The sequence below is a fragment of the Alicyclobacillus mali NBRC 102425 genome (assembly GCF_001570745.1).
GTDB lineage: Bacteria > Bacillota > Bacilli > Alicyclobacillales > Alicyclobacillaceae > Alicyclobacillus > Alicyclobacillus mali.
The window spans coordinates 24,596-37,959 of sequence record NZ_BCSG01000009.1; the positions used below are offsets into that span (position 1 = coordinate 24,596).

16 protein-coding genes are annotated in these 13,364 nt (G+C 62.5%); 4 read left to right on the forward strand and 12 right to left on the reverse strand.

Going from position 1 to position 13,364, the window contains the following annotated elements; all coding sequences use genetic code 11:
- Nucleotides 1-77: 77 nt before the first annotated feature.
- The 10 genes from AMA01_RS04620 to moaC all read right to left on the reverse strand — a co-directional run bounded on the left by AMA01_RS04620 (nucleotide 78) and on the right by moaC (nucleotide 8,253).
- A complete protein-coding gene (locus tag AMA01_RS04620) occupies nucleotides 78-1,250 on the reverse strand; it encodes a phosphopentomutase (protein ID WP_067848061.1) in 1,173 nt (390 codons plus the stop codon).
- A gap of 21 nt (nucleotides 1,251-1,271) precedes the next feature.
- Nucleotides 1,272-2,156, reverse strand: a complete 885-nt coding sequence (gene xerD / locus AMA01_RS04625) for a site-specific tyrosine recombinase XerD (protein ID WP_067848064.1) — start codon at nucleotides 2,154-2,156, stop codon at nucleotides 1,272-1,274.
- 35 nt (nucleotides 2,157-2,191) lie between these two features.
- On the reverse strand, nucleotides 2,192-2,515 hold the full coding sequence (locus AMA01_RS04630) for an RNHCP domain-containing protein (protein ID WP_067848067.1): 324 nt from the start codon (nucleotides 2,513-2,515) through the stop codon (nucleotides 2,192-2,194).
- 2 nt (nucleotides 2,516-2,517) lie between these two features.
- Nucleotides 2,518-3,201, reverse strand: coding sequence for a stage II sporulation protein M (locus AMA01_RS04635; RefSeq protein WP_067848070.1), 684 nt, complete (start codon nucleotides 3,199-3,201; stop codon nucleotides 2,518-2,520).
- A gap of 95 nt (nucleotides 3,202-3,296) precedes the next feature.
- On the reverse strand, nucleotides 3,297-4,460 hold the full coding sequence (locus tag AMA01_RS04640; RefSeq protein WP_231862822.1) for an endonuclease Q family protein: 1,164 nt from the start codon (nucleotides 4,458-4,460) through the stop codon (nucleotides 3,297-3,299).
- On the reverse strand, nucleotides 4,457-4,984 hold the full coding sequence (locus tag AMA01_RS04645) for an NUDIX hydrolase (protein ID WP_067848073.1): 528 nt from the start codon (nucleotides 4,982-4,984) through the stop codon (nucleotides 4,457-4,459). Before AMA01_RS04645 ends, AMA01_RS04640 begins: the two co-directional genes overlap by 4 nt.
- Nucleotides 4,985-5,002: 18 nt before the next feature.
- Complete coding sequence (locus tag AMA01_RS04650) at nucleotides 5,003-6,070, reverse strand: M20/M25/M40 family metallo-hydrolase (RefSeq protein ID WP_231862823.1); 1,068 nt, start codon at nucleotides 6,068-6,070, stop codon at nucleotides 5,003-5,005.
- Entirely contained in the window at nucleotides 6,067-6,750 is a 684-nt protein-coding gene (lipB, locus tag AMA01_RS04655) for a lipoyl(octanoyl) transferase LipB (protein WP_067848079.1), read from the reverse strand. Before lipB ends, AMA01_RS04650 begins: the two co-directional genes overlap by 4 nt.
- Nucleotides 6,751-6,757: 7 nt before the next feature.
- Complete coding sequence (gene lipA / locus AMA01_RS04660) at nucleotides 6,758-7,684, reverse strand: lipoyl synthase (RefSeq protein WP_067848083.1); 927 nt, start codon at nucleotides 7,682-7,684, stop codon at nucleotides 6,758-6,760.
- A gap of 50 nt (nucleotides 7,685-7,734) precedes the next feature.
- Nucleotides 7,735-8,253 carry a cyclic pyranopterin monophosphate synthase MoaC gene (moaC, locus tag AMA01_RS04665; protein WP_269447885.1) on the reverse strand — a complete coding sequence of 173 codons (519 nt, stop codon included), beginning with the start codon at nucleotides 8,251-8,253 and terminating at the stop codon, nucleotides 7,735-7,737.
- A gap of 46 nt (nucleotides 8,254-8,299) precedes the next feature.
- Between moaC and moaD the strand changes: the two genes are divergently transcribed.
- From moaD to AMA01_RS04680, 3 genes are all read left to right on the forward strand, one after another.
- Complete coding sequence (gene moaD, locus AMA01_RS04670) at nucleotides 8,300-8,968, forward strand: molybdopterin converting factor subunit 1 (RefSeq protein WP_067848089.1); 669 nt, start codon at nucleotides 8,300-8,302, stop codon at nucleotides 8,966-8,968.
- Nucleotides 8,969-9,048: 80 nt separating this feature from the next.
- Nucleotides 9,049-10,383 (forward strand): glycosyl hydrolase family 18 protein, encoded by a 1,335-nt coding sequence (locus AMA01_RS04675; RefSeq protein WP_067848092.1) that lies wholly within the window; start codon nucleotides 9,049-9,051, stop codon nucleotides 10,381-10,383.
- A 15-nt stretch (nucleotides 10,384-10,398) separates the two neighbouring features.
- Nucleotides 10,399-10,902: a permease gene (locus tag AMA01_RS04680; protein WP_067848096.1), complete on the forward strand. Its 504-nt coding sequence runs from the start codon at nucleotides 10,399-10,401 to the stop codon at nucleotides 10,900-10,902.
- Nucleotides 10,903-10,907: 5 nt separating this feature from the next.
- Here AMA01_RS04680 and AMA01_RS04685 read toward each other — a convergent pair whose 3' ends face one another.
- A complete protein-coding gene (locus AMA01_RS04685) occupies nucleotides 10,908-11,432 on the reverse strand; it encodes a hypothetical protein (protein WP_067848099.1) in 525 nt (174 codons plus the stop codon).
- A gap of 103 nt (nucleotides 11,433-11,535) precedes the next feature.
- On the opposite strand from AMA01_RS04685, the gene AMA01_RS04690 reads away from it, so the two are divergent.
- Nucleotides 11,536-12,282, forward strand: coding sequence for a M48 family metallopeptidase (locus tag AMA01_RS04690; protein WP_067848102.1), 747 nt, complete (start codon nucleotides 11,536-11,538; stop codon nucleotides 12,280-12,282).
- Nucleotides 12,283-12,293: 11 nt separating this feature from the next.
- Here the strand turns inward: AMA01_RS04690 and AMA01_RS04695 are convergent.
- The coding region (locus AMA01_RS04695) for an amidohydrolase (protein WP_067848105.1) at nucleotides 12,294-13,364 on the reverse strand (1,071 nt) is incomplete at its 5' end.

Here is a 13,364-nt window from a genome sequence, read left to right on the forward strand (position 1 = left end):
CTCGAGGAGTTCCACCGAATCGAATCGGCGTTAGTGTGTGCAGGACGAAGCGGCGCTACGCACTGGAGTGAATGGGATTATGCCAAACGGAGATCTCGCAGGAACGATCGCCCGACGGGTGGGCGCCGGACGCCGAAGTACTCCGCCACCGTCGCGCCGAGATCTGCGAACGTATCTCGCTCGCCGAGCGGGACGGGATCGGCCAAATTGACGTGGTGAGCGAGAATTGGGACGCGTTCCCGCGTGTGATCCGTCCCGGGGACGGTGGGGTCACAGCCGTGATCGGCTGTGATGACCAGCAGGTCTCCCGGTCGCAGCCGCGAAAGCACGCCCTGCAAGTCTTCGTCGAAGGCTTCGATGGCGCGCGCAAATCCAACGGGATCGTTGCGGTGGCCGTACTTCGAGTCGAAGTCCACGAGGTTTGCGTACAAAAGTCCAGTCGGCTCGCTATCCATCGCCGTGACGAGCTTCTGCATACCATCCCGGTTGTCCAACGTGTGCACCGCTCGTGTGATGCCCCGGTGATGATAGATGTCCGCGATTTTTCCGATCCCGACCACCGGATATCCCGCCGCCTCGATGGCGTCCAGCACCGTGGGACCAAAATCCAGCGAAAAATCTCGCCTGCGATCCGTCCGAACAAAATGCCCCGGCTCCCCGATGAACGGCCGCGCAATGACCCGTCCCACGGCGTGGGGCCCGACCAGGATGGATCTCGCGTATTCGCACCAGTCGTACAATCTCTCCACCGGCACCACGTCTTCGTGCGCCGCGACCTGAAAGACGCTGTCCGCCGAGGTGTAGACGATGGGCCTGCCCGTCTCGAGATGCTCCTTGCCGTAGGCCTCTATGACCCACGTTCCGGACGCCGGGCGGTTGCACAGGACCGGTTTGCCGACGTACCGCTCGAACGGCTCGATGACCTCGGGCGGGAATCCGTCCGGATAGGTCGGCATCGGCTGCGACAGGACGACGCCCACGAACTCCATGTGCCCGTTTGTCGTGTCTTTCCCGGCGGACCGTTCCACCATCGTGCCGTACCCACCTGCGCCGGCAGGCGCCACACCAGCAATGGGCGCAATCCGCCCGAGGCCGAGGCGTTCGAGATTAGGCACGCGCAGTCCGCCCACCGCCTCAGCGACGTGCGCGATGGTATTGCTCTCAACATCGGCTTCGCCGTAATCAGCCGCATCTGGCGCCGCACCAATTCCGCAGCTGTCCAGCACAATCCAAATCAGACGCTTGTCCAACCTACATCCTCCATTTCATCGTCACGCCCGCGGGTGCGCGTTCCGGTACACCTCGCGAAGGCGGTGCGGTGTGACATGCGTGTACCGCTCCGTTGTGGAGATGTCGGCGTGCCCCAACAGCTCCTGCACCACGCGGAGATCGGCCCCGCCCTCCAGCAGATGCGTCGCAAACGAATGTCGGAGCATGTGCGGCGTGACCTCGGCAGTCACACCCGCCTGCCGCGCATAGCCTTTCAGGATGTTCCAAAAACCCTGCCTCGTCATCCTCCGGCCAAAGCGGTTCAAGAACACCGCGTTTTCTCCCCGGTCCCGCGCAAGAAGCGGCCGCCCGTAGCGCAGATACCTCCCGAGGGCATCCTGGGCGATCTCGCCGAGCGGCACCACGCGCTCCTTGTTCCCCTTGCCAAACACGCGGACAAATCCCGCCGAGAGCTCCACGTCTTCCATGGAAAGGCCCAAGAGTTCGCTCACGCGCACGCCGGTGGCGTAGAGCGTCTCCAGCATGGCGCGATCGCGCAAGCCCATGGCGTCCGGCCGGTGCACCGCGCCGATGAGCCGTTCCACGTCTTCTTCCGACACCACCCGCGGCAGGTGCTCGTCCGGCGCCGCGACCTCGATATCCGCCGTCGGGTCCACCTGCAACCATCCTTCCCGGAGCGAGTAGCGAAAAAACGAGCGCAGGGCGGACATTCTGCGGGCGATGGTCGTCGGCTTCATGCCGCGGCGTTTCAGATCTGACAGGTAGCGGAGGATGGACGTCCTGTCCGCCTCTCGGATGGTGCGCTGTTCACGCGCGAGATATTGAGAAAAGTCGGTGAGATCTCGCGCATAACTCGCGGCCGTATTCTCAGAGAGACCTCGCTCAAGCCGAAGGTGATCCAAAAACGTGTGAAACTCAGGGTCCACGGGCCACCCCTCCCTGCTTGTCACGGCGGTCCTTATCAGCGCGGATTGCGCATCAAGTCGTATAGCCGGTCGAGATTGTCAGGTTGCACAGCGACGTCGATGAGCGCGATGTTGCGCGTCTCCACACCACAGCGCGTGCAGCGGTGGACAATCTGGTAGCCCTTCTTCGAATGGTATTCGACTCGAACCGGCTCCATCAGCCCGCCGCAGATATTCGCGCGATCGCCCGGTGACACGTCCACGTGCATTGAATAGAGGCAGCGAGGACAATGATTCCTGCACGTCCGTTCTGCGGGCGACACGTGGAGTCCGCAGTGCGCGCAAGTGAATGGCTCGTTGCGCCGGATAAACGCTGCCATCTTCATCCTCCCAGCAGCCGACTCACCATGGGTGGCACGACGAACGCCTGGATGGCGGCCGCAAGCATCACGCCGCCCAGGCACATCACACTTCCCCCAGTATACCTCAGGAACTGAAGCGTCCACTGATAGAGCGGAACGGACTGGGCGACAATCTGATACGAAAATCGGATGGCATTGACGCCTGCGATGAGAAACGCGAACAGAAAAATCGCCTGATGCACAAAGATGCCAAACGCCGCCACGACAAAGCCTTTCCAGCCAAATTGCAATGCCGTGAACGCCGCAGCGAAACCTGCCTCGAAGGCCCGGGCAAACACAGCTGCTGCCACAATGGGGATGCCGACAGCTGACGAGCCAGCGAGCCAGACGAGGGCAAGCCAAGCCGCGTCCGATACCAGGCGGCTGGCAAACACCGAACTCCCCGACGCCAGCTGCCCGTGCACGGTGGCCAGCAGGAAGGCCTCGAGCTGATTCGCGAGCTCCAGCTTGTCCCCCGGCCGCAGTTCACCCGCCACAATCCCGCCGAAGGCGACACCAGACAGGACGATGCCGAGCAAGAATGCGACGATATGCGCCTCCTGGGAGAGTCGGCGCGCCAGTATTCTGCGAACGCGAAACCCGATGAGCGACGGAGTTCGGGGTGTGCGCGGGCGCCGTCTCACCGCCCACAACATGGCCTTCATCGTCGTGCCTCCTCCCGCGAAATGGGACGTAGACACGACTATGTCTATGACGCGATCCCGATTGATAGACTCGAAGACCGCCAGTGTACATCCCCCTACACAAGCTCGACGCGACCGTAATGCCCGGCGCCCCCGGGCGACATGCTCAACCGCCCGTTCAGCGCTGCGGACACGCGCGCGGCCAGCTTCGGCCCGATCACCTCGGCGAGCGCCGGTTCCGAAGGCGGATCGAACCAAAGTTGGGCTTCGCCACCGAACGCTTCGAGCAACTTCACATATGTCCGCGGACCCACGCCGGGGATCAACGAGAGCGGCACAATGTAGTGGTAGGGTGCGCGCCAGGGCGGATGGACCGGCATGTCCTGATCCGCAAGCGCTTCAATGCGATCCCATACGCCTTGGACGACGGACCTCGAGGCGCCACAGCCGCATGATTCCGATGTCACCACTTGGCCACACGACCTGCATCGCGTTCGATAGTATTTTCCGAGCGGTGGATACAACCCTAAATTCGCCACCACGCTTCGCCCTCCGCGGCGATGGAGCGCATGTCGGATATCCTCGAAGGAGAGTTCGTTCAACGCCAGCACGTTGAATTCGCGCGCGATGGACGAGAGGCTGTGGGCATCCGAATTGGACAGAAGCGTACAGTGCCGCATTTCTTCGAGGCGATCCGCCATGTCGGCGTCGGCCGACAGCCCAAGTTCAACCGCGTCCAGGGCCTCGAGCGGCATCACCTCCGCGACGCGCGCGACTGCACTGCCGAGCAGCCCCTTGAACGGCGTGAACGCGTGGTGCACAACGAAGATGCCGCCCCTCGCGCGAACCTCGTCCGCGAGGCGCGTCGGATCCACCCGAGCTACCTGAGACGAGAGCCCCGTATTGGACTGAACCGTCTTCAACCACGTCTGAAAGTCCGCGGCCGCTTCAACCGTAGGCAGCCAACAGCCGAAGTGCGCGGCGCCGTGGTTTGACACGCGGACCTCGACTTCCGCGCCCAGCACAACCAACAGGGACGCCTGATACATCAGCCCGCCGCCGGATACTGGCGTCAAATGCCCCGAACGACACAAATCCCGGATCTCGTTCAGCACCGGATCGCACACGGCATCTATGAGCCCTGCGACGTGGAGCCCCTTGACGCGCGCAGCCCAGTCTAGCGACGCCGCCACGGTCAATTGATGCGAGGCCGCCATTTTCACGGGCCGCCCCTTGGCGGCTCCCGTATGAATGTGAAAATCGGCAAACACCCTGATCACAGCCGAGTCATCCACCAGTAGAGCGCCACGAGCGTCTTGGCGTCCTGAATGTCGCCCTTCTCCAGCATTCGGCGGATCTCGTCGCGTGAAACGACCCGAGACTCGACGAACTCGTCGCCATCGGGGTGTTCCACACCCCTCTTCACATCCCGGGTGTAGTACACATGGAGTTTCTCGTTGCTGAAACCTGGTGCGGTGTAAAACGCGTGCACGGGCACGAGTTGCCCAATGGTTTCATAACCCGTCTCTTCGGAGAGCTCGCGCCTAGCCGCGTGCTCGGGCTCCTCGCCCGGCTCCAGCTTGCCAGCGGGGATTTCCCACAACACTTGTTCGCACGGCTTCCGAAACTGGCGCACCAGAACCACCTTGCCTGGCTCTACTTCCGCGAGCACAGCCACGGCTCCCGGGTGTAGGACCACCTCCCGGGTACTGGTGCGCCCATTCGGCAGCTTCACCGTGAGCCGCCTCACATCGATGATCCGGCCATCAAACAGCCGCTCCTCCGCCACCGTCTCTTCCCACATCAGCCTCGCCCCCATGTCCTATGGCTCGGTCAGTGCCGCGACCAAGATTGTCGTCAACTGCTCCAGGCTCTGCTCGTGAATCCGCTCCTCCCGCGTATGGGCGCGCTCGTACCCCACCCCGACGTTGACAGGCACAAGGCCTAGGGAAGCGAGCCAATTTGCATCACACCCGTCGCGCATGCGGACGCAAGCCGAGGGAAGGCGCTCACGCTCCAGGCGACGCCGTACCCCCTGCAACCACCCGCTCGACCGCACGTCGTATGCAGGGTACAGAAACTGCGAGCGTACGTCATCAGGGGATGTGCGCCGCTTGATTTCGGCCGCCCACGATTGGTAACGCGCCTTGGCGATCCGCCAGTCGGTGTCCGGCGACATCCACACAGCCACCTCGGCTTCGAAGCCTGGACCATCGGGCTCCAATCGCAGCAGTTCACCGCTCAAACCAGGACCGACCCGCCGCGTGGCCTCTTGCAGCAACCGCCACACGGACGTCGGTCCGAGCCCGCCCCGGCCGGAAAACCTGAGGAACAGCCGCGCCTGTCCATAACCTGCTTCGACCAACGTGCCTACCGGGGCTTCCGCATCGACGACCAGCGCTCGTTCCAACTGACCGTGAATCCGGCGAGACGACCGGACACCTGCACTTCCAATTTCTTCGCCAGCCGTGAGCAGCACGTGAATGGGCGGATGGCGCCTGTCATTGCGCACGAGATGCGCCAATGCAGCCATCACGGCCGCGACACCGGCCTTGTCGTCCGCGCCAAGCGGCACCTCGTTCGCGCTGACGATCCATCCATCCGATTGCCTGCGCACGTCCGGCAGCCCCGACCAGCGCGTGTCGAGATGCGCACAAACCAGGACAGGGGCGAGCGCCGGATCGCCCGGGACACTTGCCCAAAGATTCACCGAAACGCCATCCCCGATGGCCACGGGCTCCGACTCCACAGCGAAGCCCAGTGCTCGCAGCCACGCCGCGCAGGCGCCAGCCGCCCGTTGCTCGCCGCCCGACGGACTGTCGATGCGCAGAAGGTCCAGAAAGAAAGCGAGGGCCGACGCTATGTCGGCCGCTCCCATTTCCCCACTCACGCCTGCTCCCCCGTCAGAACTGGTTCGCAGGCGAACACGTCGCAAAAACACCTGCGCAGACGTTCTTCCCAGACCTTCATGTCCTGAGGCGCCCCGAGCACCGCCGCCACGCTGGTGACACCGTGATCGCGTATCCCGCACGGCACAATGACGTCAAAATCCTGAAGGTCCGTGTTCACGTTGAGGGCGATGCCGTGATACGTGACGAACTCGCCCGACGGGCGCTTTTTCACCCTCGCACCCACCGCACAGACCTTATCGTCGCCCACCCACACGCCGGGCAGGTCGTCGATCCGACGGCTCTCGATCCCGACCTCGGCGAGCGCGCGAATTACCACTTCCTCCAGGTTGCGTACGAAGCGGGCCACGTCATTCCCCCACGGCGCGAGATGCAGCACCGGGTACAGCACCCACTGGCCCGGACCGTGGTACGTGACATCGCCGCCGCGATCGACCATGCGCACCTCAAACCCCTTGCGGGCGAGGACATCGAGCGGAAGGAGAATGTTGGCTTCCGATCCGTTGCGGCCGACCGTGATGGTACGTGGGTGCTCGAGAGCAAAGACAGTCTGCGCGTCGTCCTCGAGGTTCAAAAGTCGCAGCGCTTGATGGACCTGCATGTCCAGCGCGTCGTCGTACGGAACGACGCCGATCGAACGCCAAACGAGCTGTGTGGCCAACCCGAACTCACTCCCCGCTTCTCGCAGCCGTCTGCTGGTGGCGCCATGGGACCTGATCCTTCGCGTGGTACGAACTGCGGACCATGGGCCCAGACTCCACGTGTTTGAACCCGCGACTCAGCCCTTCCCCACGCAGGCGGAGAAACTCTGTCGGGGTGTAATAACGAATCACCGGCAGATGTTTCGCCGTCGGCTGGAGGTACTGGCCGATGGTCAGGATGTCGACGCCGACCTCACGCAAATCGTCCATCGTCTCGTAAATCTCCTCAAACGTCTCGCCAAGCCCCACCATAATGCTCGACTTGGTGGGGATATCCGGGGCTATCTCCTTCGAACGCCGAAGAAGTTCGAGCGTCCGATCGTACTTCGCTCTTGAGCGCACCGAGTCCGACAACCTGCGCACGGTCTCCACGTTGTGATTCAGCACATCGGGGCGCGCGTCCAACACGACGGCGAGAGCCTCCCAGTTGCCGTCGAAATCCGGGATCAAAACTTCCACGCTGCAGGTCGGGACTTTCCGCCGCACCGCACGAATCGTCTCCGCGAAGACGGAAGCTCCGCCGTCGGCGAGATCATCCCGGGCCACACTCGTGATGACGACGTGTTCCAGCCCCATCGCGACCACCGCATCCGCCACGCGCTCCGGTTCGCGCAGGTCGAGCTCATTGGGGCGGCCGGTGTGCACGGCGCAGAACCTGCACGCGCGTGTGCAGATTTCGCCGAGGATCATAAACGTGGCCGTGCGCATCTCCCAGCATTCAAACAGGTTCGGGCAATGCGCCTCTTCGCACACCGTGTGCAGCGATTGCGTGCGCATGAGTTCTTTGAGTTGCTTATAATTGTCGCCCGTTTTCGCGCGAATCTTAAGCCATTCCGGGCGAGCCGTCGTGGTGCCCGTGTCGATCACGCGAACGCTGGCCTCTGGCTTCCCCATCGATCATCATCCCTGTTCACAAGGTGATTTGCCGATGTCTATTGTAACGCTCAGCGGCCTTCGGAACCACCGCGCTCGTCGCGCTCGTACCTGCCGCTCGCGCCACCGTCCTTCATGACGAGGCGAACGTCGGAGATGGTCATACCGCGGTCCGCCTTCTTGCACATGTCGTACACCGTGAGCGCCGCGATGGATGCAGCCGTCAGCGCCTCCATCTCGACGCCGGTCTGGTGCGCCGTACGGACCTCCGCCCGAACGCGAAACACCGCCTCCTGTGGTTCAAGCGCGTGTTCTTCGATGCGTACCGACACGTGGTGCAACGGCAGCGGATGACAGAGAGGAATGAGTTCGCTCGTCCGCTTGGCAGCCATGATGCCGGCGATTTCGGCCACTTTCATCACATCGCCTTTGGCGATTGCGTGATGTACAATAGCATCGCGCGTCGCCCGCGACATCCGGATGTGCGCTTCGGCCACCGCCACGCGGGCCGTGACCGCCTTTTCGCTTACGTCCACCATATGCGGGCGGCCGTCGGGTGAAAAATGGTGAAATACGTCCTGAGAGTTCACGTTCATCGCTCCTTACCGTATTCAAACTGACTGAGGTGAATCATACATGCGCGTCGACATTCGCCTATTCGCAAATGTAAAGGAGTTGGCCGGGCGAGACAAACTTGAATTGGACGTGCCGGACGACGCCACCGTGGCCGATGTCCTGGAGGTCCTCCATGCAACGCATCCAGAACTCCACGATGCCTTGAAGCACGTGATGGTGGCGGTGAATCTGGAATTGGCCGATCCGTCCCGACCGTTGCAGTCGAGCGACGAGATCGCACTCATTCCGCCCGTGGGCGGTGGCGAAGGGGATCATCCGTATGCGCAGCTCAGGCGGGAGCCCCTCGACGTGAAAGAGGCGGAGGCGTTGTTGTCGGATGCGCGGCACGGAGGCTGCGTGTTGTTTCTTGGAACTGTGCGCGCGTGGACAGGCCATCGGCAAACGGATCGCATCGAGTATGAGGCGTACGAGGCGATGGTGCGAGTCCAGTTGGAACAGCTGGTGGAAGAAGTTGAAGCGGAATTCCCGGATGTCAAAGCCCTTGTGTGGCATCGAATTGGAACCTTGTATCCCGAGGATGTCGCAGTGATCTGTGGCGCGGCGCACCCGCACCGCAAAGCGGCCTTTGAGGCCTGCGAGGCGCTGATCGACCGACTCAAAGCCCGCATCGCCATTTGGAAGAAGGAGTTTTTTGCGGACGGAAAGGCCGAGTGGCGACCGAATCCGTAACGAGGACGTGCTTTACATAATCACCGCGCGCTCGTCATAGACATGGGCCAGAGGCCCATTGAACGAGGAGCGTGCTACGCGTGAATCGCAGCAAACCTTCCCGCCTCATCGCCGAACTGATTGCAGCCATCTCCGCGCTCTTCCTCCTTGCGGCGGGCTTGGTGGTGTCGATGTCCGCCGCTTTGGGACATCCCCTGACCGATCGCTTGGCGGCGTCGGAAGTTCAAACGCTCGCCTCCATCGAGGTCAACGCACTGTTTGGCGGCGACGCCCCCACAGGCGGTCAACCCGCCGCGGTCAACCCTCTTCGCGCCGTGGCTAATCGCCTGCAGTCCATGTTCCTCAATCCTGCTGCCATCCTTCGCAACATGCTTCCGCAGGTCTCGCCGGGCGATCCCGGCGGGGGACTGCAGACGTCGCTGCTCAACTCCATCGCCGCCATGTCCCAAACGCGCCACACGCTCGTGATTGGCTGGATCCCATCCACCGATGCCAGTACGTGCCTCCGGTGGATTCAAGACAATCCAGGTGTCAATGTGATCAGTCCCACGTGGTTTCATCTGGCGGATGCTTCGGGCAATTTATCCGGCGGTGTGGTGCCGAGCGTCGTGCAATACGCGCAGGAACGTCACATTCAGGTTTGGGTCCTTGTGGACAACCAGTTTTCCGCGACGCTCACACACAAAGTTCTGATCAATCCGCGCGCAGAAGCGAACCTCATTGACGAGATCGCGTACCAAGCGAAAACCTACCACCTGAACGGCGTGAACCTCGACTTTGAGAACGTCGCTGCAGCTGACCGAAATCGATTCACACAGTTTGTGGGAGCGCTCCACGCCCGATTACAGTCGCTCGGGATTGATCTGTCGCTCGACCTTACGCCCGACATCGTTCAACTTGACGACTCGGACGCCTTCTTCCACGCGGCGCTCGCCGACGAGGTCGACCAGGTGGTCCTGATGGCATATGACGAACACTGGGCCACCGACCCGGACCCCGGGCCCGTGGCTGACCTGCCGTGGGTGGAGCGGAGCGTGAACGACCTGCTGGACACCGGCGTACCTGCGAACAAGTTGGTACTCGGCATCCCGCTTTACACTCGTTTCTGGTACGTCAACACGGACGGCAGCGTCCAGAGCGATGCGGTCAGCGCAGGCGCGGTACAAGCCATTCTCAACGAATATCGGCTGCCGCTCGGCTCGTGGAACGCCTCCCTGGATCTGATGTTCACCCAATACCCGACGAAGACGGGCTACGCAGAGGTGTGGTATCCCACGTCTCAGACGTATGAGGACTGGCTTCAACTCGTGAGCAACGATGGACTGGCAGGCGTTGCTGCGTGGTCGCTGGCGTGGTCCGACCCCACCTCGTGGGCGTCGACGGTGCACGCGCTCCGTTTGAACGCATCACCTTGAAACGGGGATGATGATGTGGATCGAACACTGCTGTGGATCGCCGCCGCAACCGGGCTGGGATACGCCCTGGCCTCGGCGCAAGAACCCTCGGACGCGCTCGAAGCGGCGAGGTCTTCGGTCGGCATGCTCGCGCAGTCCCTGCCGTGGATCGTGGTATCCATGTTTCTGGCGGGGCTCGTGAGCCAGTGGCTCGAACCGGAGTTGGTGGCGAAGTGGTTGGGACGCGAAGCGGGGATCGCGGGAATTGCGTTTGGCGCGATCTTGGGGGTGCTCGGAACCGGCTCTCGATTTGCCGTCTACCCATTGGCCGTGAGCTTGCTGGCAGCCGACGCCTCGCCCGGGGCCGTTGTCGCGTTCACCACATCGTGGCAACTGACCTCGCTCGCGCGCCTGCCCGCCGAATTCCCGTTCTTTGGCATCCCATTCACGTTGGTCAGGTTTGTCGTTTCGCTCCTCATCTCGGTGGCGGGCGGCGTGCTCTTCGAATGGCTGTGGAACGCGTGGTCTCATTTCCGCTGACCGCGTCACTGAACGGGGGAATCCACGCCGCCTTCGACGTAATGGCCCTGTTGCCACACGACCTTTTCAATCGTGGCTTGGCCGACATCGGTTTTCGCGAGCAGGTAAAATCCATCGGGAAGCTTATACGCCCCGACATTCCACGCCGCAAACCATGTCTGGTTTTTCCGGATGGGAACGGACGCGATGCGCTGGAGATGCGCGTTCGACTTGAGGGTGTAGTCCCCGTGGTAAGCGGTCACAATGGCGGCCGGTGCGTAGTACAGATCCACCCGGTGACCGTTCCAGCCGTGATCGTCTGACCAGATGTTCAGGGTTGAACCGTGGCTCAAGACGTTGAAGTGTGGGTTTCGCATTTGATAATGCGCCAGTTCGACGCTTGTAGGCGGATCAGCGATTGACGACGGCAACGCCTGGCCGACGAGCGCCGACGGATGCACGTCAAATTCACGCCCACACCCGGCGACAGCACCTGTCAGCGAAAGGACTGCGAGAAGTGACACCGCGGACAACGCGCGACGAGATGGCATGCGAGACTCCCTCCGAGGACTGCAGGCTGATGGCGATAGTTTGGTCCCACTGCGTCTCGGGTATGCGCTCGCCCGCCGGAGCCCATTGCGATAAAGTGGAGCCATGGATCTGAAAATCGTTCGCAACCATAGGGGTCAAATCGTCGCATGTGAACTCCAGTTCGATCATGAATCCATCCTCATCCGCGTTCGAGCAGGAAGGCCGACGCAGAAGCGGATCGTTCTCCGCGCCGATGATCGCGGATTCTCCGTCAGCGCTCCGCGCTGGACGACGTGGAAGGATGTGGAGGAGGTCATTCTGCAGAACATTTCTTGGCTTCGGGAGACGCAAGCCAGAACCTTCGTCGCGACGCCGCAGCGCCTCAAGGTGGGCGACGAGATCCGGATTCTCGGACGCTCCTATGTGGTCTGCACCCACGCCGGCCTCCGGGCCGAGATCGATCACGTCCGCCGCCTTGTGCGAGTGCCCGAGCGAGCCGACGACGTGCATGAGCAGGTCTGCCGGACACTGCGCGATCTCGCCCAGGCCTACCTGTCCGACCGAGCGGCCATGTGGGCGGAGAAGACGGGGCTGCGGCCTGCCATGGTTGCAATTCGAGCACAGCGGAGCCGATGGGGCAGCTGCTCAAGCAAAGGGAACGTGTCGCTGAATTGGAGGCTCATTCAAGCGCCTGAGAGCGTGATTGATTACGTGATTGTTCACGAACTTGCGCATCTGGTGCATATGAATCACGGACCCGCATTTTGGCAACTCGTGGCGCGCATGATGCCGGGCTGGCAGGCGCAGCGGACATGGCTGCGCCTGCACGGCCGCGAATTGTTCCGACTGGATCCCGAGGAGAAAACGTAACCCCCGGGGCTTCACGCCTGCCCGAGATACCTTGTTGCGAGGGCGACGAGCGCCCGGCAACCCACGACGAGAGCGTTCTCGTCGATATCAAAGCGCGGATGGTGGTGGGGATACGCCTCGCCATCCGGTCGGCGAATGCCCGTAAAGAAAAACGTGCCGGGTGCCACAGTTTGATACGCGGAGAAATCCTCGCCTCCCATGGTGGGCTCCGCGTCGGTGACGAGATCGCCGAATTCGTCCTCGAGGGTGGCGCGTACAAAGGCCGTGAGTTCCGGGTCGTTCACCACCGGTCGGTAGCCGCGATCGTAGCGAAACTCATAGGACGCGCCCTGTGCCTCCGCGATTCCCCGGATGACGGCCTCCATTGCCTGTGCGGCCCAAGCGCGGCGCTCCTCGCGGAAGGTGCGCACCGTGCCGCATAGCTCCACCTCGTTTGGGATGACATTGTCCGCGGTTCCACCGACGAACTTGGTGACGCTCAGCACAAATGGTTCGAACGGATCCACACGGCGGCTGGCGAGCTGCTGAAGGCTCACCACAATCTGCGCGCCGATCGCGATAGGATCGACGGTGAGATGCGGCTGTGCCGCATGTCCGCCTCTCCCGACGATGCGGATGTGAAAGGTATCCGGCGCAGCCATGAGTTCCCCGGCTCGCACGCCGATGCGGCAGCTCTCCATCCCCTGCCACAGGTGCTGGCCGATCACAGCGTCCACGCCATCCAACACCCCTGCATCGACCAACTCTTGTGCGCCGCCCGGCGTCAATTCCTCCGCGTGCTGGAAGATGAAGCGAATCTCTCCCCGCAGCTCGTCGCGGTGCGCAGCGAGCACCTTGCACGCCCCTAGCAGCATGGCGGTATGTCCGTCGTGTCCGCACGCGTGCATGACGCCGGGATTCTTTGACGCAAACTCAAGCCCTGTGTCTTCCTCGATGGGAAGCGCATCAATGTCCGCACGAAGCGCGAGAACGCGACCCGGGCGACCGGTGACGAGCCGGGCGATCACGCTCGTCTCCGTCGGCCGGCTGATCTCGAACGCACCCATCTGCGTCAATTCGCGTTCGATGAAGGCCGCTGTTTC